Source organism: Falsochrobactrum shanghaiense, assembly GCF_003149535.1.
Classification (GTDB): Bacteria; Pseudomonadota; Alphaproteobacteria; order Rhizobiales; family Rhizobiaceae; genus Brucella; species Brucella shanghaiense.
Genome location: NZ_QGDB01000002.1, coordinates 773,451 through 795,518 on the forward strand (window position 1 = coordinate 773,451; position 22,068 = coordinate 795,518).

The following is a 22,068-nucleotide window of genomic DNA, read 5'->3' on the forward strand; positions in this document are numbered from 1 at the left end:
ATTCGCGCTTTGCAGGCCATCATTTACAGCGGTTTAACGACTTATTTACCATGTTCGTAAGAATATGGAGCCAGGAAATCATTGCAGCGGCGTATTCGTGAACGCCATCGCCCATCAACACGCGGACCGGACGCTCCGAGTGTTGAACCTATGTATCGCGCTTTCCGATTTCAGGCCGATGCAACGACTGTTTTATCGATGGAAAAGTGGCTCTCATGGCAAATTCCTTTTCGGCTTCCGGTTCACATTCCATAATAAATGAACTCAACGCCCTGCGGGAACGCCAGTCCGCATCGAACAGGACAGATGAACTGCGCCGCACCCTGAGCGAACTTCAAGAACGGCTGGCGCAATTCGACACTCCTTTCGATCCATCGACCGAAAACACGAGCTATGGGGCCGATGAATCGTGGTTGCAGCCGGACGAATATTTCACGCGCCTCGATGAAACCACGGCTTCAGGCCGCAGTCCTCATTCGCACCACGATGAAGCGATCCGGCTGGAGCGGATCGAAAAGCAATTGAGCGAACTGGGCATGCAGCTTGATGCGTCTTTGGCCGGGCAGAACTTCGACATCCTGCTTCGCCGCCTTGACGATCTCTCGCAGCGCGTCGATGCGCTCAATATGACCGCTGACCTGCCCCAGCAGATGATTGCGCCGCTCACCCGTCAACTCGGCTTGCTCGCGCAGCATCTGGGCAAACTCATCGATAATCCGCGCCAGTCCGATTATGCCGCGCTCGACACTCGTCTTGAGCAGATCGGCGACCGGCTCGCCGCTATGGAAAAGCAGGCAGAGGAAGCCGGTCCCGCCGTTCTCGATAAAATGAACGAGCATTTTGCGGCGCTGACCCGCAGGCTCGATGCACAATTCTCGAACCATCGCGCCGACCACGAGGCGATCCATAATCTGGAAAGCCAGATTGCCATGATCGCACAGCATCTGGCGCAGCCGTCTCCCGAACTCGTGGCACTCGAGCCGCGCCTCGATACAATCGAACGGGCGCTGGCTTCCGGTCGGGAAGCCGTTTTCGATGTGGCGCGTGAAGCTGCCGAAAGCGCCATCGCCCGCTTGAGCGAACGCGGATCGCAGAACGACAGCGCCTTGGCCCGTCAGCTTTCCCATGACATCAGCTCGCTTGAAAGCCTTGCGCGCGCAGCAGAAGAACGCAACGGCAAGTCCTTCGAGGCGGTGCATGAGGCACTTGTCAAGGTCGTGGACCGCCTGACGCATCTTGAGCAGCATTTGCACCGCAAGCCGCCGGTTACGGGCAATCTTCCAGCCGCAGCACCACGCGCGGTCGCCAGCCCAACTCCCCTGCCAGCCGACAAGAAAAGCAGGATGAGAGCCGAATATCCGCAGCTCGATGAGGCACTCGGCCAACTCAGGCCGAAGGTGGCCAGTGAGCCTGCGCCCGTGCCGTCGGTCGCCTCGCCCCAGCCCGATAGTGACAGCGTGCTTGATCTTAACACGATCATGCGCCGTGTCCGTGAAGAACGCAGCCAGCAGGAAGCGGGCGAAAAGCAGACCGAACGTAAGGCCGATCTTATTTCTGCCGCGCGCCGCGCCGCGCAGCAGGCCGCCGAGGAATCAAAACAGCTCGAAGAAGCTTTGACCAAAGGCATCGAAGGCGACAAAGGCCCGCGAAGCAGCTTTTTTCACCGCCAGCGCAAATCGATCCTGATGGGCATTGGCGCGGTCATGATCGCCATAGCCGGTTTACAGATCGGCCCTGCATTTTTGCATTCCCGCGAGCAGGAAGTTGACCCGGAAGTCACCGCATCAATCCCGGAAGCGGCCCACGAGCCTGCTGCTCCCGTCGAGGCGCAAATGCAGGAACTGCCGCAAATGCCGGAGGCCATTGCCCCTGCCCCGCAGATCACCGAGCCGCGTGCTGAAAGCCTGCACAAAAGCCCGGTTTCGGCGACATCGACGAGCGACATGGATGAAGCCCAGGCCGGTGAGAGTGAACAACCCGCAACCAGGCCGGAAGCAGTACATCTCGATATTCCGCAAGATATAGGCTCGCAGGCATTGCGCGATGCCGCATCCGGGGGCGATGCCCGTGCGCTGTTTGCAATCGGCACGCGCTATATGGAAGGTCAGGGCGTAACCGCCGATTACGCGCAGGCCGCACAATGGTATGAACAGGCGGCAGCGCAGAATTTCGCCCCGGCGCAATATCGCCTTGGCAATTTCAATGAAAAAGGCCTTGGCATGCCCCGCGACATCGGCAAGGCAAAGGACTGGTATCAGCTTGCAGCAAAACAGGGCAACGCCAGCGCCATGCATAATCTCGCCGTGCTTTATGCTTCGGGCGCCAATGGTTCGCCCGATAATGCAGCGGCGGTACGCTGGTTTACCGAAGCCGCGGAACTGGGCGTGCGCGACAGCCAGTATAATCTGGGCATATTGGCCGCGAAGGGCCTCGGAATGCCGGTCAGCCTTGAAGAAAGCTACAAGTGGTTCGCCCTTGCCGCCAATTCCGGCGACAAGGATTCAGCGCAAAAACGCGATCAGATCGAAGTCGTACTCACACCGATACAGCGTGAGCGTGCCGAGGGCGCAGTGACGCTCTGGAAGGCAAAGCCTTTGAATGAAGCGGCCAATTCTCTCGACGTCCCGGCAGACTGGTCGGAAAATGCGCGCGTAACTGAGGCTCCGGCAGATATGAAAAAGGCGGTGCGCAATATTCAGCTCATTCTCCAGAAGAATGGTTATGATGTCGGCGGTGCGGATGGCATCATGGGCAGCCGGACGCGCAATGCCATTGCCGCGATCCAGAAGGCGAACGGCCAGAACCCGACAGGCGAAGTCGACCAGAAACTCGTGCAACTGCTTCTGAAGATGAATGGCTAAAGCATGTCGCCCGAAAGTGGGAACCGGTTTCGGGATAACGACATGCGTTAAAACAACAACTTAAAGCGCATCCCGAAAAGTGTGAAACGGTTTTAGGAAAAGATGCGCGTTAAAACAACAAAAGCGTAAGGAGCGAATCTGAAAGATCGCGGCAGGCAAGACAAGCATTCCAGCAAAAGCGCATAGCGCTTTTGTGCAAATTTTCCAATTTTTCAGCTAGTGGATTATTGCAGGAAAGTTACACAGTTTCCACATGGTAACTCTATTTCCAATCAGGGTTTGACTTCGCCGCCTCGAAAGCGCAAGACCGTATGGACAGACCTTGCGGCCCGGCGCAGCCGCAAGCGGCTGCGTGTCATGCGTTGTACAACCGGGTTCGGAATTGGGTATTTACCTTCCCATTGCAGAATTGTCGGTCAACATGCTGGTTCTGCTTGGCATGGGCGCTGCCGTGGGGTTTCTTTCCGGGCTTTTCGGCGTCGGCGGCGGCTTTCTCATCACACCCCTACTGATATTTTATAACATTCCGCCAGCAATTGCCGTTGCGACCGGCGCCAATCAGGTCATCGCCTCCTCGGTTTCAGGTGCGCTTGCGCATTTCAAACGCCGCACGCTCGACATCAAGCTGGGACTGTTCCTTGTTGCCGGCGGCCTTCTGGGCTCTCTCTTCGGCATATTCGTCTTTTCGTGGCTGCGCGATCTCGGCCAGCTCGATCTGATCGTCTCCATCCTCTATGTCTTCTTTCTGGGCACTGTCGGCGGGCTGATGCTGATCGAAAGCCTGCGTGCCCTGCGTCGCAGCAAAAAGGGGCAAGCCAGCGCCGCACGACGTTCCGGTCAGCATACCTGGATTCACAAACTGCCCTTCAAGATGCGCTTTCGCACTTCGACCATCTATGTCAGCATCATTCCAGTGCTCGGCATCGGCTTTTTCATCGGCCTTCTTTCCTCGGTCATGGGCGTCGGCGGCGGTTTCATCATGGTTCCGGCGCTGATCTATCTGCTGCATGTTCCCACCAATGTCGTGGTGGGAACCTCCCTGTTCCAGATTACCTTTGTCACTGCCTTCACAACCGTCTTGCAGGCGACCGCCAACCAGTCGATCGATATTGTGCTGGCTTTTCTGCTGATGCTGGGGGGCGTTATCGGTGCGCAATATGGCGCACGCGCGGGCCAGAAGCTGCGCGGCGAGCAATTGCGACTGCTGCTGGCGCTTCTGGTTCTTGCCGTGGGATTGCGCCTTGCCTTCGGCCTGTTCGTGCGGCCCGACAACCTGTTTTCCATATCGCTTGCGGATATGTGACATGAGCAAGCGCGCACTCATATCCTTAACGGCGCTCTGCCTTTCCGCCCTGCCAGCCGCCACGCAGATCAATTCCAGCGGCGACAGCAACGGCATGCCGCAATTGCAGAACCCTGCTGAGGAATCCATCGAGATCGGCCTTTCGACCGAAACCATCGCCATCACTTCGAATTATGGCGGCACCCGGCTGACGATTTTCGGCGCGCTCGACAATGCCGATCCGCTCATCCAGCGGCAGGGCCGCTATGACATCATCGTCGTGCTGCAAGGCCCCTCTCGCGATCTGGTCGTGCGCAAGAAAGAGCGCTATCTCGGCGTGTGGGTCAATGCGGATTCAGAGACCTTTATGGGCGTCCCGCTGTCTTATTCATTGGCATCCACACGTAATTTGCAGGATATTGCGGACGAAAAGACGTTTCGCCAGCTCTCGGTGGGGGTGAACAATTTCTATCTGGTGCCCGAAGACCCGTCGACCCTCTCGGGAAATATTCCCGCTTTCGCCGACGAGCTGCGCGCCATAAAAATTCGTCAGGGTCTCTATAGCCAGTCTATCGGCGGCGTCGAATTCGTATCGCGCACGCTGTTTCGCGCCACACTGAACCTATCAGCCAATGTACCGGTCGGACGGCACCGCGCACGCGCGCTGCTGTTTCGCCATGGCGTATTTCTGCGCGAGGCCAATGCCAGTCTCGAAATCGTCAAGGCTGGCCTTGAGCAAAGCATTTACGACGCAGCCCATAAGAACAGCCTGCTCTATGGCCTTTTCGCCGTTTTTCTGGCAATCACCACCGGCTGGCTGGGCCGCCTGCTTTTCCGCAAGGATTAGATCGTAACCACGACCTAGAGTGCATCCCGAAAAGTGTGAGACGGTTTTCAGAAAAGATGCGCGTTTAAACAAAAGCCTGAAGAACTCCGGCAAAGTCTCAACAGGGATAGCTTATTCGCCCGCCTGTACAGCCGTAACGCGAATGGCATAGATGTCGACGGGCTTTCCTTTGCCCTCAAGGTCCGAATTGATCATGATCTTACCCGCGCCATTGGCCTTTTGGTCAACCGGGAACTCCACATCGAAAAGAAAATCATTGATCGTGTCGCCAACATTATAACGCCGATTCCCGCAGTCACCCATAGCGGCGAAATCACAGCTCACCGACATTTGCGTGCTCTCTTCGCCTTCGCTGCGCGCCACAATGTCGAAAGTGGCCTTTTTGCCCGCCAATTGTGCAAGGACGCCCTCGCCCACATCGACGGTGATCGTATCTTCCGTCGCCGGAGACTGAATACGCGCGAAACTATTATTGCCCTCGTTCATGATTTCCACCTGCGCACGCCCCTGCACGGACACGCGCACTGCATCCTGCGGCGTGAAAATGGTAATCCATTCGCGCCCCTCCGGATCCTCGCCCTCCTTGACCGGCGCAAGACTGCTATCGGCATGCAGCGGCGAAGAGGACCCGCGCGTGAAATCGGCAAAACTATTGTACAATGAATAGCCGACCATGCCTGCCACAATCAGCACCAAAGCCGGAATGCCGTAAGTGTAAAATGGCGAATGCCGCTTTTTCGAACGCTTGCGACGGCGCGTATCCGTGTCATAGCCCGGCTGCGTGCCGCGACCGCTCTTGTCCGCAGCCGGGCGAATATCCTCTGCCGCCAGCACCGGACCGGCTCCAGAATCAGCCGTTCTCAGAACGGGATCGATCATATCTGGCGCATCGAGCGAGGGCTCGTGCTGGCGTGGAGTCTCCCGCCGGGGCGAGAATTCCTGCTCAATGCGCGAGATCGCCTCCTTGAGCTTCTCGCGCCGATGCGTCTTCTGCTCGGCATTCAATGCCGTATTCGTTGCAAGCGCGCGTTCATGCGCGCCCCAGGCAGCTTCATAAATGCGCTGGCGGGTCGCCGGGTTATGCGCCTCCGCTTTTGCAAATGCGTTCCTGATTGCGCGCTCGATGCTTTCCAAAAGGCCGATCTTCCCTCGTTCGCGTATTCTGGCTGCACCAGCATGGCGGCGCCAAAACCTTATCTCCGAATATCCTTAATTAAGACTCTGCGATATTCTTGTCTGAATCAAGATGTTTACCTGTTCAATCCATGGCTTGGCTAGCCAGTATGATTGGCAGCACCGGTCAAATATCGTCCTTTGAGCAGTTTTCCCCGGCCATTTAATACATGTCAGCTTATGATTTCATGACTAAAACGGCTCTGCCTGCTTCGTTTATACGTGGTTTTCTCATAAAACCCAGGCCCGTTCACAGGACATGCTTTCATAAGCGGGCTCCAACGACACCGGCCTGCCTGCCTGATTTCACCCTTGCCGCCGCCGCAACTCATCTTCAAGCGGAATTGCCGGAACCCCTTTGCTTTTCTATTTTACTATATTTTCAGACACATTGGAGTGGAACAATAAATCGGTCCAACAAGCTGATTTTCCAACAAGGGTGATTTCCATTTTTGCCGGAAATGCTCTATGACGTTTACGTAAAGATCATTAAACGGAGGACAGAATGGCATTGCCGGATATTTTGACAGGCAATTTGCGGATTCCGGTCGTCGGGGCACCCTTGTTTATCATTTCGCATCCGGCTTTGGTGCTCGCGCAATGCAAGGCGGGCATTATTGGCGCGTTTCCCTCACTCAATGCCCGACCCGAAGCCCAGCTCGATGAATGGCTGGCAGAAATTACCGAGGAGCTTGCCGCCTATAATACGGCCAATCCGCACCGTCCGGCTGCGCCTTTTGCGGTCAACCAGATTGTGCACCGCACCAACAGGCGGCTGGAACATGATCTGGAGCTTTGTGTAAAATACAAGGTCCCCATCGTCATTTCCTCTCTGGGGGCTGTACCAGAGGTCAATTCGGCCATCCATTCCTATGGCGGCATCGTCCTGCACGACACTATCAACAACCGCCATGCCAGATCGGCGATCCGCAAAGGCGCCGATGGCCTGATCGCAGTGGCGGCGGGCGCGGGCGGCCATGCCGGTACGCTATCGCCTTTCGCACTTATCCAGGAAATTCGCGCATGGTTCGATGGCCCGTTGCTGCTCTCCGGTGCGATTGCCAATGGCAACGCCATTCTTGCCGCACAGGCCATGGGTGCCGACCTTGCCTATATCGGCTCGCCCTTCATTGCGACGACCGAAGCCCGCGCGCCCGACGATTATAAGCAGATGATCATCGAATCTAATTCCGCCGACATCGTCTATTCAAATTATTTCACAGGCATAGCCGGCAATTATCTCAAGCCTTCCATTGCCAGATTCGGCCTAGACCCGGATAAACTGCCGGATGCAGATCCTTCCAAAATGGATTTTGCTGCAGCGCAGCCAGAAGGCGCGAAAGCCTGGAAAGATATATGGGGCTGCGGACAGGGGATTGCTGCGGTAGAGGAAATTCTGCCGACAGCCGATCTGGTCGACCGCCTCGCGCGCGAATATGCACAGGCACGCGAGAGGCTCTGCTCTTCCGGATAAGCCGGTACGGCAAGGGCAGCGTGTTCACGACAGGATAGGTTTGTTGCCATGAAGCCGTAAGTCTGCAAGCAAGATGAGAATTGTTCAATTTGGACCTTGCTTTCCCTCGTGCTTTTGGTTATCAGCGCACCGTCTGGTAACAAACCGGACAAACTTTCCAAGGGCTGCAACAGGCAGTTCTTCCGCCGCTTTAGCTCAGTTGGTAGAGCACATCATTCGTAATGATGGGGTCGCGTGTTCGAGTCACGCAAGCGGCACCAGTTAACTCACTGAAAATATTCACTTTTTCGATTTAAAGCCACTGCTCGACACGGTGTCCTAATGCCCCGATGCAGCATTAATCTCTGCGCAGGCTATTTGTAGCGCGCAAATTCGCGTGGCAACAGATTCACAATGTCAAAGAGCGAACCTGAAGACGTATTGAACGCAACTTTAATCCGAGCGCGCTTCAGGAGAAGTTGGTGATCGACAAAATTGCGGCTACTTATTTATCCGAAGCACTTTGTTTAACTAGAAATAACGCAACAATGAACACTGCTCGATGTGGGTTGATCCATATTGATACGGGAGAGTGAAACCGACATTTGGATAAGGTTCGAATATCGCCGTACAAAATATAAGGTGGCATTCACGGCGAATCTCGATAAGTTACGACTGTAACGGGGGCAAGTGGGGGGATACAGTATGCGCTATTTCGCGCATTCGGTAGAACTTTCGGATAAAAACGATTGGCAAACGCTGCGAGATCATCTTCTCGCTGTCGCTGAACTGGCCGCAAAAATGGCCGCGCCTTTGGGGTTGGAAAAAGCCGCACTTCTTGCGGGGCTATTTCACGATCTCGGTAAATACACTGCTGCTTTCCAGAGGCGACTGGACGGAAGCGGCCCATCGGTTGACCATTCAACCGCCGGCGCGCATCTGATGCTCAGCGATTTCGTGAGCGGGCAAGACAACAAGGCCATCGCCGAATTGATCGCATATTGCATCGCCGGCCATCATGCCGGACTGCCGGATCGTCACACGGACAATGTGTCCTGCCTCAATCTCCGGCTGAAGCGGCAACTCGAACCGTTGGACGATATTTGGAAGCAAGAGCTGTTTGCGGACACGAAGGGCCTCATGCCTGCCTTTGCCGCGAATATCGGCAAGCCCGACAAGAAGCGCGCGCCCTTTCAACTTTCCATCATGACCCGGATGCTTTTTTCGTGTCTGGTGGATGCGGATTACAAGGACACTGAACATTTCTACCAGGCGCTCGAAGGCTTAAAGCCCGACCGCGACTGGCCTTTGCTCCAGGATTGCCTGCCAAATTTCCTTGCCCAATTCGACGCCTATATGGCGGCGAAAAGCAGAAGCGACACCGAACTCAATCGCCTGCGTGGCCATATCCTCGACCATGTCCGGTCAAACGCCACACAAGCGCCGGGCCTGTTCACACTGACCGTACCGACAGGCGGAGGCAAGACGCTAGCCTCGCTTGGCTTCGCATTGGACCATGCCAAAGCGCATGGCCATTCACGCATCATATACGCCATCCCCTTCACGTCGATCATCGACCAGACTGCGGCGATTTTCCGCGACATTCTGGGCTCGGAAAATGTGCTTGAGCACCATTCCGCAATCGATGAAGAAAAGACAGGCTCGAAGGCGCGAGAAGGCAAGAGCAAATTGCAATTGGCGATGGAGGACTGGTCCGCGCCCGCCGTCGTGACGACGAATGTGCAGCTTTTCGAAAGCCTTTTTGCCGCAAAAACTTCGCGGGCGCGCAAGCTCCACAATATAGCGAACAGCGTCATTATATTGGACGAAGCCCAGACGCTGCCGCGCGGATTGCTTATGCCGTGCCTGCGCATGCTGGATGAACTTGCGCTCAATTACGGTTGCAGCATCGTATTGTGTACGGCGACGCAGCCGGCCTTCGACCAGCGCAAGCTTGCCAACGGCCTTCCGCTGGAGGGACGCGAGCTTGCGCCCGATCCGCAAGCCCTTTCATCCGCACTTCGGCGCACTACAATCGTTCAGGCCGGAGAAATGAACAACGACGCGCTCGTCGCGGCTTTGCGGGATACGGAGCAAGCGCTTGTTATCGTCAACAGCCGCAAACATGCGCTGGAACTATGGCGGCAGACGAATGCGGAAGGTCTTTCCGGCCTCGTGCATCTGACCACGCGGCAATATGCAGCGCACCGACAGAAGATACTCGCCGATGTGCGTGAGCGGTTGAAAGCCGGAAAACCGTGCCGGGTCATCGCCACGAGCCTGATCGAAGCGGGCGTCGATGTCGACTTTCCGAAAGCCTGGCGGGCGGAAGCCGGGCTGGAACAGATCATTCAGGCTGCGGGCCGCGTAAACCGCGAGGGCCGGCGACCCGTAGAAGAAAGTATCGTCACTGTGTTTTCCGCGCCCGATTATCCGCCGCCCGCGGAGATCAAGGGGTTGATCGGCGATCTGGGACGCATGCGCAAGAATCACATCGATCTGCAATCGCTTGAGGCCATCGAGGACTATTTCGGCGAGGTCTATTGGCGGGTGGGCGCGGACGGGCGCGACCACAAGAAAATCCTCGATGATTTCCGCTTGGGGCCAGCAGGCACGGATTTCGCCTTCCGCACGGTGGCCGACAAATTTCGCATGATCGAAAGCGGCATGGAGCCTGTGATTATTCAAACAGATCCGGTTGCAAAAAACGCTGTTGGCAAACTTAAAGCTCAGGAAGCTTCGTCTGGCAGAATCGCGCGTGAGTTGCAGACTTATATTGTGCAAGTTCCGCCGAAGGCCCGCGATCTGTTAATCGATAACGGTCACGTCGCCTTCGTTTATCCGGACTTGCGGGGGGACCAGTTCGCAGTTTTGCAGAATTCGAGTCTCTATAAACCCGATGTTGGATTGCTATGGGAGGATGCGGACTATCTGGCGATAGAAAATTCGTTAATTTAGGAAATTAACTAGTAGCTGTCTTGAACTTTCTATCAAAGCACCTTACCTTATGGGAAGATGCTCGATGGAGGTTTCTATGCGATTGCCCCCACTCAAAGAACCGGAGTTCTGGTCTAACGTTGCCATTATAACCGTCTATGTCTTGGTTAAGTTGGTGCGATTGTGTAATAATCCTTGAGGCTCGCCTCGTCGCTCTCTTTTGATGGCGTGGATAGAAACAAGACTGCTACGAGTTGAAATATTAATGTTAAAAAGGGGCGAGCCACCATGCCCTATGGTGTGAAGTTAAAAATTTCTGGCGATTACGCCTGCTTCACCAGACCTGAACTCAAGGTCGAGCGTGTAAGCTATGACGTTCTGACGCCATCGGCGGCACGAGGCATTCTCGACGCAATCCACTGGAAACCGGCTATCCGCTGGATCATCGACGCGATCCATGTGCTTGAGCCGATCCGTTTTCAATCGATCCGCCGCAACGAAGTTGGCGGCAAGATACCGGCAAGCAAGGTCAAGAGCGCCATGAAGCGCGGCGATCTCGAAGGCCTGCAACTGCTGGTAGATGAAGATCGGCAACAGCGGGCTTCGACGGTGCTGGTCAAGCCCGCCTATATCATCGAAGCGCATTTCGAAATGACCGGAAAGGCGGGACCGGACGACAATGAGGGCAAGCATCTCGACACTTTCAACCGGCGCGCGGCACGCGGGCAATGCTTCCACCAGCCATGCCTCGGTACGCGAGAATTCGCTGCGCATTTTGAACTGCTCGACCCCCATGCACCTCTGCCTGTCGCGATAGACGAAACCCGCGACCTCGGACTTATGCTCTGGGACATCGACCATCAGGCGCAAGGAAAACCTGCGCTGTTTTTCCGCGCCAAGCTGGAAAGCGGCGTCATGAAGGTGCCCTCCCCTCATTCGGGGGAGATTCTGAGATGAGCATTCTCGCTTCACTGGTCAGGGCCTATGGGCGCCTGCCAGACGCCCCGCCGTTCGGCTATTCGATGGAAAAGATCGGTTTCATTATCGGTCTTAACGAAGACGGCAGCGTCGCCAGCGTGACCGATTTGCGCGATGGAACCGGCAAGAAGAAGCAGCCGCCGATGTTGCTGGTGCCGCAGCCGGTCAAGCGTACGGCTGGCATTGCACCGAATTTTCTGTGGGACAAGACATCCTATGTTCTTGGCGTTACAGCCGGTGAAGGCAAGCGTACAGCAGACGAACACGCCGCCTTCGTTAAACGACATGTGGAAGCTCTAGAGGGCACGCAGGATGCGGGACTTCGCGCACTCCTGCTCTTTCTGAAAAACTGGTCGCCCGAATATCTTCTGCCACCTGAATGGTCCGAGGATTTGAAGGACCAGAATGCTGTTTTTGCGCTGGAAAGTGAGCGGCGGCAACAGCTTTTGCATGAGCGTGAAGCAGCCGAACAGCTTTGGGAGAAGCAATCTTCGGCGGCGGACAAGTCGGCAAAGATTTGTCTTGTGACTGGAGAAACGGGTCCCGTTGCCCGTCTGCATCCCTCGGTCAAGGGCGTCTGGGGCGCGCAATCTTCCGGTGCGGCGCTTGTTTCCTTCAATCTCGACGCTTTCGCATCCTATGGTCACAAGCAGGGAAGCAACGCTCCCATATCGGAATTGGCAGCCGCTAAATATACAACCGTCCTCAATCACTTCCTCGAACGTGACAGCAGCCACCGCGTGCAGATCGGCGACACGTCGACCGTATTCTGGGCGGATGCATCGAATGTGGAAGCCGCGAACGCCGCTGAAAGCTTCTTCGCCGCCCTTATCGATGATAATGATAAGGCTGCGGACGAAGAAGCCACGAAGACGATCGGCATCCAGATCGAACGCATCCGCAGGGGCGACTCCTTAAGCGAAGTCGAGCCAAAGCTCGCCGACAAGGTCGATTTCTATGTTCTCGGGCTCGCGCCCAATGCGGCGCGGCTTTCGATCCGCTTCTTTTACGAGGGCAGTTTCCAGACGCTGACCAGGCGCTACCAGCGTTTCGTCTCGGAAATGCGCGTCGAGCCGCCGCCGCGCGACGATTACCCGCCGCTCTGGCGCTATCTGGTCGAACTGGCCGTGCTCCGCAAGCGGGAGAACGTGCCGCCTAATCTCGCCGGAGACTGGATGCGTTCGATCCTCGCCGGTACGAATTACCCGCTGACGCTTCTGTCCACCACGCTGATGCGTATCCGCGCCGATGGCGAGGTGAACGCCTTGCGGACCGGCATCCTCAAAGCTGTTCTGATGCGAAACTACAAGATGGAGGTTCCCGTGGCGCTCGATCCGGAGGAACGAAATAAAGGCTACCTGCTAGGCCGGCTTTTCGCGGTCTATGAAGAAATCCAGCGCGCCGCGCTTGGCAACAATGTCAATGCGACGATCAAGGACAAATTCTACGCATCCGCATCGGCCACGCCGCGCAAGGTCTTTTCGATGCTCGACGCCGGTTCGGCGAACCATCTGTCCAAAATCGGAAAGCAAAGCAAGGGCCGGCAGATCAATCTGGTGCGATTGCAGGAAGAGATCATGGATCTGATGGAGCCGGGAAAGGACCCGTACCCATCTTCTTTTTCGGCCAACGAGCAGGCTCTTTTCGGCCTTGGCTACCATCACCAGCACAGTGAATTCTTCAAATCGCGCAAGACCGCCGACACGACTGAAACCGGAGACAACGCCTGATGACCACGCTCGCCAACCGCTATGACTTCGTCCTCATCTTCGATGTCACCAACGGCAATCCCAATGGAGACCCCGACGCCGGCAATCTCCCGCGCCTCGACCCCGAAACCAATCACGGCCTTGTTTCCGACGTCAGCCTCAAGCGCAAGATCCGCAATTATGTCGAACTGGCCCGTGCAGGCCAGGAGGGCTTTCACATCTATGTGCAGGAAGGCGCGATCCTGAACGAAAAGCACCGCCAGGCCTATAAGGCGCTGCGCCCCGGCGACCAAAAAGTGGAAAAGGAGGCCAAGCTCAATCCAAAGGATGATGCGGAAGCCATCCAGTTGCGCGATTTCATGTGCCGGAATTTCTTCGACGTGCGCACATTTGGAGCAGTCATGTCGACCGGCATTAATGCCGGACAGGTCAAAGGCCCGGTGCAACTGACTTTCGCAAGCTCCGTCGAGCCGATCGTTCCGGTGGAAATCTCCATCACCCGCATGGCGGCGACCAACGAGGCAGAAAAGAAGCAGAAGACGGAAGGCGACGACGCGAATGAGCGGATCGATAATCGCACCATGGGCCGCAAGCATATCGTGCCCTACGGCCTCTATGTCGCGCATGGCTTTATCTCCGCCAAATTCGCCGAGCGCACCGGCTTTTCGGAAAGCGACCTCGATCTGCTTTTCGAGGCGCTGACGACCATGTTCGAGCATGACCGATCTGCCGCCCGCGGCGAGATGACGACGCGCAAGCTGATCGTGTTCAAACATGAAAATGCGCTCGGCAACGCGCCCGCCGGAAAGCTCTTCGAGCGCGTCGGCATCGGTCGCAATGTGGACGGAGAATTCCGCACCATTGACCAGCGTCTCGACAATCTGCCGCCGGCCCGCAAATTTTCCGACTACATGGTGACGATCGACCGCGACAATCTTCCCGAAGGCGTCGAGATCATGGAAAAGCTGTAAGCCATGCAGGGATCGGCAACCGATAGCGTTGGTGAAACAGAGCCGATCCCGCTCTCTGCGCTCCAGCACGCCGTCTACTGCATGCGGCAGGCGGCGCTGATTCATCTGGAGCGCGTCTGGGCTGAAAACCGCTTCACGGCCGAGGGGCAGGTGCTGCATCAGGTGGCCGACAAGGGTGGGATGCGTAAAGCACGCGGCGTGCGGCGCGTGATGGCGTTGCCGCTGGCCTCGAAACGGCTGAACATTACCGGCGTTGCCGACATTGTCGAGTTCCTGCCGGGTGATGATGGCGAAACGCCATACCCTGTGGAATACAAGCGCGGCAAGGCCAAGCTCCACCGCGCCGACGAGGTGCAACTCTGCGCACAGGCGCTTTGCCTTGAAGAAATGACAGGACGCCCGGTTGCGGAAGGCGCGCTTTTCTATGCGGAAACCAAGCGTCGGCTTAGCGTGCCCTTCGACGCTGAACTGCGCCTCCTGACAGAAGAAACGATCACGGCGCTGGCCGACGTCTTCGCAAACCGTCGCACGCCACCGCCGACCGTGCGCAAGGATCGTTGCCGCGCCTGCTCGCTGATCGAACTCTGCCGCCCGGATGCGGTCGCAAGGCCCGCCAAAGCGTGGCGCAGCCGCATGCTGGCGCGGCTGCTTGCGGATGATGGATCGCCATGAAAAAACTTCTCAATACCCTCTATGTCACCACGGAAAACGCCGCACTGCGCAAGGACGGCGAAAACCTCGTGGCTGAAGTCGAGGGAACGGAACGCGCCCGCGTTCCTCTTCATATGCTTGCTTCGGTCGCTTTGTTCGGAGCTATCTTCATCTCGCCTGCGCTGATGGCCGCCTGCGCTTCAGCAGGCATCACCATCGTGCTGCTCGACCGAAACGGCCGGTTTCAAGCTCGTGTCGAAGGCGCTGTCACTGGCAACGTTCTGCTGCGCCGTGCGCAATATCGTGCTTCCGACCAACCGGAGGAAATCGTCCGTTCGATCATCATAGGCAAGGTGGCAAACCAGCGTTCGGTCCTGATGCGGTCCTTGAGAGATTATGGTCAGGACTATTCCGATGAGGCGCGCGATGCGATTTCTTTTGTGACTGATCGTCTTGCTCGCATCCTACGCCGCGTCGAACTTTCCGATGACACGCTGGATCGGCTGCGCGGTTCCGAAGGCGAGGCGGCCAATCTTTATTTTTCCGTGTTTGATCATCTTATCCGCTCGCCGGACGTGGAAATGCGCTGGACGGCACGCTCACGTCGGCCACCACTCGATCCGGTCAATGCATTGCTTTCTTTCCTTTACACGCTACTGACTCATGATTGCCGCAGCGCCTGCGAGAGTGTCGGACTCGATCCAGCCGTCGGTTTCCTGCACCGCGACCGGCCAGGTCGTCCTTCGCTGGCGCTCGACCTCATGGAGGAAATGCGGCCGATTCTCGCCGATCGCCTGGCCCTGTCGCTCATAAATCGGCGACAGTTGCGTGCGAAAGATTTCGAGACGCGCGATGGCGGCGCAGTGATGATGTCCGATGAAGCGCGCAAAGTGGTACTGACGGCTTGGCAGGAGCGCAAAAAAGACGAACGAATCCATCCTTTCCTCGAAGAGAAAGCTCCGCTGGGCCTGACACCCTATCTGCAAGCGCAAATGCTCGCGCGCCATTTACGCGGCGATCTGGACGCCTATCCGCCCTGGCTTTGGAAATAGTTCTAGTGGGCGAACTGTGATCCAAATTCTCAAATCGGATAAATCGCTTCGGAAACGCTAAGCAAAAGCAATGGAAAGCCGGAATGCTAGTTCTAGTCACCTATGACGTCAATACGACTGAGGCGCGGGGCACCGCACGACTGCGCGCAGTAGCCAAAGCCTGCCGCGACTATGGGCAGCGTGTGCAGTTCTCCGTTTTCGAAATCGAAGTAGATCCGGCACAATGGGCGAAACTCAAGGCCCGACTTGAAAGCATCATCAAACCGGAATTCGACAGCCTACGTTACTACTATCTCGGCTCCAATTGGCAGAGACGGGTTGAACATGTCGGCGCCAAACCCGCCACGGACCTTGGCGGTACATTGATCGTCTGACGCAGAAGCAATATTGGCGAATATCGGTGCGAACCATAAGCGTGTCGCGAAATGCCGTCAGGTTCGCACTCGGTTAGCTCTTTGAAATCGTATAAGAATTTTAAATATCGGCCTCGCCGGAGCGATCGCTGTCACCACTTTTGTTATATGCGCGCAATTTTCTAACTTTTTTGTTCTGCGCCAATTGATTAGACAAGGACAGTGTCGCCTCCTACGCGGAGGCGTGGTTTGAATTAATGTGACACCGCAGGCTCTAGCGCAGCATATTGCGTGTCGCCTCCTACGCGGAGGCGTGGTTTGAATTTGATGGCAAGTGGTCAAACAATGGCACTGTTACGTGTCGCCTCCTACGCGGAGGCGTGGTTTGAAACCATATAGGCCATAGCTCAGATTTAGGCTGCCGGAGTCGCCTCCTACGCGGAGGCGTGGTTTGAAACATCGCGCCCAAACAAGTACCAACTGCAATTGTCTGTCGCCTCCTACGCGGAGGCGTGGTTTGAAACGGCGTTAGGTTATCCATTGGTGACACTGCTACCCTGTCGCCTCCTACGCGGAGGCGTGGTTTGAAACACCTTTACCCCGGACATATAAGGGGCGGCTGCGGTGTCGCCTCCTACGCGGAGGCGTGGTTTGAAACATCCAATCCACCGGATGACGGCTGAATGCGATTGGTCGCCTCCTACGCGGAGGCGTGGTTTGAAACTCCAGTCTTTATCTTTGATAGCTTAATTCTGAATGGTCGCCTCCTACGCGGAGGCGTGGTTTGAAACCCCTCCACCATAAAATAGGTGCTAAACTGCCGGTGTCGCCTCCTACGCGGAGGCGTGGTTTGAAACCAGAAGCCTGCATCGCCACTGTCTGCCAAAGTTGTCGCCTCCTACGCGGAGGCGTGGTTTGAAACCGGTAAACACGGATTACCCGGAATGGGCTTCCGGGTCGCCTCCTACGCGGAGGCGTGGTTTGAAACATTCATTTGGCAAAAGCAGCAACCCGATTACCGTAGTCGCCTCCTACGCGGAGGCGTGGTTTGAAACCATCTTGAGGGTAGCAACCTTCGCAGTCTTGGCGTCGCCTCCTACGCGGAGGCGTGGTTTGAAACACCATCAACCAGAGCCTTAAGCAATGCGCGATAGATGGTCGCCTCCTACGCGGAGGCGTGGTTTGAAACCACCATTGGCATTAGCTGCGCGGATGGCAGAGTTCGTCGCCTCCTACGCGGAGGCGTGGTTTGAAACAACCAAAGCCTCTCAATGAGAAGGCAGCCGAACTGTCGCCTCCTACGCGGAGGCGTGGTTTGAAACGATCAACGGCGCAGAAAGCCACGTGCCACTGCCCGTCGCCTCCTACGCGGAGGCGTGGTTTGAAACACCGCGCGGGATATTTTTAGCCTTTCGAATGGAAGTCGCCTCCTACGCGGAGGCGTGGTTTGAAACCGACAGATGTTGCGAATGACAGCTCTCGTATCCGAGTCGCCTCCTACGCGGAGGCGTGGTTTGAAACTTCTGTGGTGGCATAAGGGCCGTACTTCCACGGCGGTCGCCTCCTACGCGGAGGCGTGGTTTGAAACTCCTGCAATGGCACGATGTCAGCTGCTGGATGATGTCGCCTCCTACGCGGAGGCGTGGTTTGAAACGCCTGTACCTTGAGCACATCAATCGGATCGCAGCCCGTCGCCTCCTACGCGGAGGCGTGGTTTGAAACTCGGCCTGCATGGCATTGACCAGACGCGGTGGGAGTCGCCTCCTACGCGGAGGCGTGGTTTGAAACTTTGCACCAAGGATTTTTACGTCCAGGAGAGCGGGTCGCCTCCTACGCGGAGGCGTGGTTTGAAACATGCCCATGGCCGCCGTCATGCCGATGTCCTGAAGTCGCCTCCTACGCGGAGGCGTGGTTTGAAACCCGATCGGGACGCGCAGCATCGGATGGAAATCCAGGTCGCCTCCTACGCGGAGGCGTGGTTTGAAACAGTTCATCGAACATGAGAGCTTTCGTGCCGCCTGGTCGCCTCCTACGCGGAGGCGTGGTTTGAAACATGCGCGGCAACTTCCATCGCCACGTCATAGTCGTCGCCTCCTACGCGGAGGCGTGGTTTGAAACCACTGGTAGCGGTGCCAGTGCCCGCTGCTGCCCGTCGCCTCCTACGCGGAGGCGTGGTTTGAAACAACGAGCGCGTTGGCAACACCACCCTTCAGGATGGTCGCCTCCTACGCGGAGGCGTGGTTTGAAACACGGGTTTGGCTTAGGATAACCTCTTCGGTGTAGATGTCGCCTCCTACGCGGAGGCGTGGTTTGAAACACAGCAAGGTTGTGCGCACGATCATTCGCTTGCGCAGTCGCCTCCTACGCGGAGGCGTGGTTTGAAACGATGGGAAGGACAAGGTGGGCAACCTTCATGGCGTCGCCTCCTACGCGGAGGCGTGGTTTGAAACGTCATTGCTGCAACTGCTGTCGTCATGGTGTTTGTCGCCTCCTACGCGGAGGCGTGGTTTGAAACTGCATCTGCATGCGCGGTACATCACCGCCTTCGAGTCGCCTCCTACGCGGAGGCGTGGTTTGAAACAACCATGATTACCCCGTTGCAACGCCGCTCTCGCGTCGCCTCCTACGCGGAGGCGTGGTTTGAAACCGCGTACCGGTTTGCCCGCTCTTCCGCCTCTTGCGTCGCCTCCTACGCGGAGGCGTGGTTTGAAACACCAACAAATCGGCCCATCGATCAGCAGTGACGCGGTCGCCTCCTACGCGGAGGCGTGGTTTGAAACATCAATTTTCTGGATGCAATCACACATGGCCGCACGTCGCCTCCTACGCGGAGGCGTGGTTTGAAACACCTCTACGACCACGACATCGCCAGACTTCGGGGTCGCCTCCTACGCGGAGGCGTGGTTTGAAACAATTTCGATGAGGGAAATCATGACGGGTAAAGATCGTCGCCTCCTACGCGGAGGCGTGGTTTGAAACGATCAGAACCGCCATGAAATCGTCGGCCCGTTGTGTCGCCTCCTACGCGGAGGCGTGGTTTGAAACCGGTCTGGGGCGCGGGAATGCAAAAACGTCTGCTGTCGCCTCCTACGCGGAGGCGTGGTTTGAAACAATCTCTGCCTCAACTGATCCCACACGGTCACGCGTCGCCTCCTACGCGGAGGCGTGGTTTGAAACGCCGAAACCGCGCCCAGCATGTCGAGGCAATATTGTCGCCTCCTACGCGGAGGCGTGGTTTGAAACGTAGCGCTGGTTTTTATCATTTGTCGATCGACGGGGTCGCCTCCTACGCGGAGGCGTGGTTTGAAACATTGCCAAGTCCGTCTTTAACGACCAACAGCTTTTGTCGCCTCCTACGCGGAGGCGTGGTTTGAAACATCCTGTCGATCCCGGTATTCTTCATGGGTGAGGGTCGCCTCCTACGCGGAGGCGTGGTTTGAAACACGGTATCCAGTCCATCACAACGCCTCGCCTGCCTGTCGCCTCCTACGCGGAGGCGTGGTTTGAAACCACAACATCAATCCGTCGCATCGATGAACGCGCGGTCGCCTCCTACGCGGAGGCGTGGTTTGAAACCGAAGCTTTCGACAAGTTTGCCAGGCACGGTCTTGTCGCCTCCTACGCGGAGGCGTGGTTTGAAACTCCGATCACCCGGCGCATGAAATCCATCGCGGCCCTGTCGCCTCCTACGCGGAGGCGTGGTTTGAAACTTTGCCAGCGCCACGCCCGTTGTGTCACCCTCATGTCGCCTCCTACGCGGAGGCGTGGTTTGAAACTGATTTATGCGGTGTTCGCAATTATCGGATTTTTGTCGCCTCCTACGCGGAGGCGTGGTTTGAAACGCTTTCAACATTTTTCATGCGCTCATCGTAACGCGTCGCCTCCTACGCGGAGGCGTGGTTTGAAACGCGGCAACGACGCAAGATCCGCTGCCCGAAAATAGTCGCCTCCTACGCGGAGGCGTGGTTTGAAACATCCTTGTATTCGGCTTGTGCTTTCGGCGACATGTCGCCTCCTACGCGGAGGCGTGGTTTGAAACGGTATTGGCATGTGGTCCTGGCTCCGTTGTTCCGGTCGCCTCCTACGCGGAGGCGTGGTTTGAAACCAACTAACTCCTCCTGCTGGCAAGCCGGTCAGAAAGTCGCCTCCTACGCGGAGGCGTGGTTTGAAACGTGTATTTATCCCATAACCATTGCAACGTCCCGATCGTCGCCTCCTACGCGGAGGCGTGGTTTGAAACTTTGCCAGCGCCACGCCCGTTGTGTCACCCTCATGTCGCCTCCTACGCGGAGGCGTGGTTTGAAATTGGTGGCGTAGTGATGTAACCTCATTTTTCGATGCTTCGACCGCCAACGACAATCGCCGCTTCCGTCAGATTGATGCTTTATGCGCCGCCAGCTTTGCGATGAAGGCGGAAGCCGCCAAGGAAGCGGGGGCGCTTGGTTTCATAGCGCGGGCAATGGTGCAGGCGACCATGCCACACAGCAAGGCTGACGGTAATGAATTTACCTGCACCAATGGCGCGTACACACTAAGTATGCTTGCCCCGTCGCGCATCGGCCTTCCCTATGGCAGCATTCCGCGCCTTTTGTTGGTTATTTGACCACCGAGGCGGTGCAGCAGAAACAGCGGGAAATCGTCCTCGGTACAAGCCTTAGCCGCTTTATGTCGGAATTGGGATTGGACGCGGCGGGCGGACGTTGGGGTTCTATTCCACGCCTGCGCGATCAAGTGACACGCCTTATGGCGTGCTCGATCTCTTGTACATGGGAGAGCGAACACGCCCTTTCTATTGGAGAATATAAGTATCGCAGACAGTGCGAATTTATGGTGGAAGCCAAAATCGCCTGAACAGGGTGCTTTGTGGGAAAGCACGGTAACGCTTTCTGAAAAATTCTTCCGCGAAGTTACCGAAAACCCAATCCCGATTGACCTGCGCGCGCTCAGGACCGGACAGCACTTCTATCTTAGGTATGTGACTGGTCATAATGGGCACATTACTCCTAACACTTAACAAGTGGGAGATCGTGTCCGGGGATTTAGGGGGCCACTACAGCTGCTAATCAGGCGGACGTGCCCAACGAGCCGGGCCTTTACTGTTTCTTGGTGGATTTGCCTCCTGCGACTCTCCCACCTATTGGCTATCCCTTATACGTTGGAAGACCGACAGAACGCTGAGGAAGAGGTTCGCCGAATACCTCGCTGAGAAGAACGATCCCGGCGGTCGGAAGCGCATCCGCAAGATTTTAACCGTTTTTCACGGAGAATTGACGTTTTCTTGCGCGCCTTTCCCGGGCAATCCGCAGCAGCGCAGGGCGGCCGAGACGGAACTACATGATGCGCTAATGCCCCCGTACAGCGATATCGGGTTTAGCACCGGCGTGCACCAAAAAAGCAGGCTTTTCCATGAGCAATCTGTTATATCTCCCAGCGCTGCAAGGGTCCTTTGGTAACTGGACATACTACACCGCTCTTATCGAAATCTCCGACCTCGTAGAGCGGGTCGGATACGCGCGCCAGCTTCAACACAATGAACGGTTGAGCCAACTGATCCAGCGTCGTTTAGACGAGGACCGCCGCGCACGTGACATTTCTGAATATCTACTCACAACGGAAAGCCGTTTTTTTTAATTCTTTAGTTATTGGCGTCCTTGGCGGCTCGCCCGAATGGCACCCATTCGATCTCAACTCTGATCACAAGGAACATGGTCTGGGGCCCGTCATTTAGAAGTGGTTCGGGAAATCTGGACAGCGGAGATAAGTGGAATTTCTGCCTGACTTCGGCTTAGATGCCGGGAACA

16 protein-coding genes, 1 tRNA gene and 1 CRISPR repeat array are annotated in these 22,068 nt (G+C 56.6%); of the genes, 16 read left to right on the forward strand and 1 reads right to left on the reverse strand.

From position 1 onward, the window contains the following. Nucleotides 1-215: 215 nt before the first annotated feature. From DKP76_RS07680 to DKP76_RS07690, 3 genes are all read left to right on the forward strand, one after another. Entirely contained in the window at nt 216-2,861 is a 2,646-nt protein-coding gene (locus DKP76_RS07680; protein WP_109705813.1) for a peptidoglycan-binding protein, read from the forward strand. A 382-nt stretch (nt 2,862-3,243) separates the two neighbouring features. Continuing rightward, a complete protein-coding gene (locus tag DKP76_RS07685; protein ID WP_109705904.1) occupies nt 3,244-4,164 on the forward strand; it encodes a sulfite exporter TauE/SafE family protein in 921 nt (306 codons plus the stop codon). Between the two features lies 1 nt (nt 4,165). Next, nucleotides 4,166-4,990 (forward strand): TIGR02186 family protein, encoded by an 825-nt coding sequence (locus tag DKP76_RS07690; protein ID WP_109705814.1) that lies wholly within the window; start codon nt 4,166-4,168, stop codon nt 4,988-4,990. Nucleotides 4,991-5,101: 111 nt separating this feature from the next. Here DKP76_RS07690 and DKP76_RS07695 read toward each other — a convergent pair whose 3' ends face one another. Continuing rightward, nucleotides 5,102-6,124, reverse strand: coding sequence for a hypothetical protein (locus DKP76_RS07695; protein ID WP_109705815.1), 1,023 nt, complete (start codon nt 6,122-6,124; stop codon nt 5,102-5,104). Between the two features lie 544 nt (nt 6,125-6,668). Between DKP76_RS07695 and DKP76_RS07700 the strand changes: the two genes are divergently transcribed. The 13 genes from DKP76_RS07700 (at nt 6,669) to DKP76_RS07750 (ending at nt 21,898) form a co-directional block, all read left to right on the forward strand. Further along, the gene (locus DKP76_RS07700) at nt 6,669-7,637 is read left to right on the forward strand and encodes an NAD(P)H-dependent flavin oxidoreductase (protein WP_109705816.1); all 969 of its coding nucleotides are present in this window, start codon (nt 6,669-6,671) and stop codon (nt 7,635-7,637) included. Nucleotides 7,638-7,821: 184 nt separating this feature from the next. Then, nucleotides 7,822-7,897 (forward strand) — tRNA-Thr (locus tag DKP76_RS07705). A 424-nt stretch (nt 7,898-8,321) separates the two neighbouring features. After that, on the forward strand, nt 8,322-10,574 hold the full coding sequence (gene cas3 / locus DKP76_RS07710; protein WP_109705817.1) for a CRISPR-associated helicase Cas3': 2,253 nt from the start codon (nt 8,322-8,324) through the stop codon (nt 10,572-10,574). Between the two features lie 267 nt (nt 10,575-10,841). After that, nucleotides 10,842-11,510 carry a type I-C CRISPR-associated protein Cas5c gene (cas5c, locus tag DKP76_RS07715; RefSeq protein WP_109705818.1) on the forward strand — a complete coding sequence of 223 codons (669 nt, stop codon included), beginning with the start codon at nt 10,842-10,844 and terminating at the stop codon, nt 11,508-11,510. After that, nucleotides 11,507-13,261: a type I-C CRISPR-associated protein Cas8c/Csd1 gene (gene cas8c, locus DKP76_RS07720; protein WP_109705819.1), complete on the forward strand. Its 1,755-nt coding sequence runs from the start codon at nt 11,507-11,509 to the stop codon at nt 13,259-13,261. Before cas5c ends, cas8c begins: the two co-directional genes overlap by 4 nt. After that, nucleotides 13,261-14,211, forward strand: coding sequence for a type I-C CRISPR-associated protein Cas7/Csd2 (cas7c, locus tag DKP76_RS07725; RefSeq protein ID WP_109705820.1), 951 nt, complete (start codon nt 13,261-13,263; stop codon nt 14,209-14,211). The genes cas8c and cas7c overlap by 1 nt, the downstream gene beginning before the upstream one ends. Nucleotides 14,212-14,214: 3 nt before the next feature. Then, nucleotides 14,215-14,883, forward strand: coding sequence for a CRISPR-associated protein Cas4 (gene cas4 / locus DKP76_RS07730; protein ID WP_109705821.1), 669 nt, complete (start codon nt 14,215-14,217; stop codon nt 14,881-14,883). Beyond that, the gene (gene cas1c / locus DKP76_RS07735; RefSeq protein WP_109705822.1) at nt 14,880-15,914 is read left to right on the forward strand and encodes a type I-C CRISPR-associated endonuclease Cas1c; all 1,035 of its coding nucleotides are present in this window, start codon (nt 14,880-14,882) and stop codon (nt 15,912-15,914) included. The genes cas4 and cas1c overlap by 4 nt, the downstream gene beginning before the upstream one ends. A gap of 83 nt (nt 15,915-15,997) precedes the next feature. Then, nucleotides 15,998-16,288 carry a CRISPR-associated endonuclease Cas2 gene (gene cas2 / locus DKP76_RS07740; RefSeq protein ID WP_109705823.1) on the forward strand — a complete coding sequence of 97 codons (291 nt, stop codon included), beginning with the start codon at nt 15,998-16,000 and terminating at the stop codon, nt 16,286-16,288. A 203-nt stretch (nt 16,289-16,491) separates the two neighbouring features. Next, a CRISPR array of direct repeats spans nt 16,492-20,573; the repeat unit is 32 nt; unit sequence GTCGCCTCCTACGCGGAGGCGTGGTTTGAAAC. 99 nt (nt 20,574-20,672) lie between these two features. Then, complete coding sequence (locus DKP76_RS19340) at nt 20,673-20,870, forward strand: hypothetical protein (RefSeq protein ID WP_199224767.1); 198 nt, start codon at nt 20,673-20,675, stop codon at nt 20,868-20,870. 11 nt (nt 20,871-20,881) lie between these two features. Then, nucleotides 20,882-21,118, forward strand: coding sequence for a replication protein RepA (locus DKP76_RS19820; RefSeq protein WP_425349379.1), 237 nt, complete (start codon nt 20,882-20,884; stop codon nt 21,116-21,118). Beyond that, entirely contained in the window at nt 21,060-21,281 is a 222-nt protein-coding gene (locus DKP76_RS19825) for a replication protein RepA (protein WP_199224769.1), read from the forward strand. Before DKP76_RS19820 ends, DKP76_RS19825 begins: the two co-directional genes overlap by 59 nt. 392 nt (nt 21,282-21,673) lie before the next feature. Continuing rightward, nucleotides 21,674-21,898: a hypothetical protein gene (locus tag DKP76_RS07750; RefSeq protein WP_109705824.1), complete on the forward strand. Its 225-nt coding sequence runs from the start codon at nt 21,674-21,676 to the stop codon at nt 21,896-21,898. Nucleotides 21,899-22,068 lie beyond the last annotated feature (170 nt).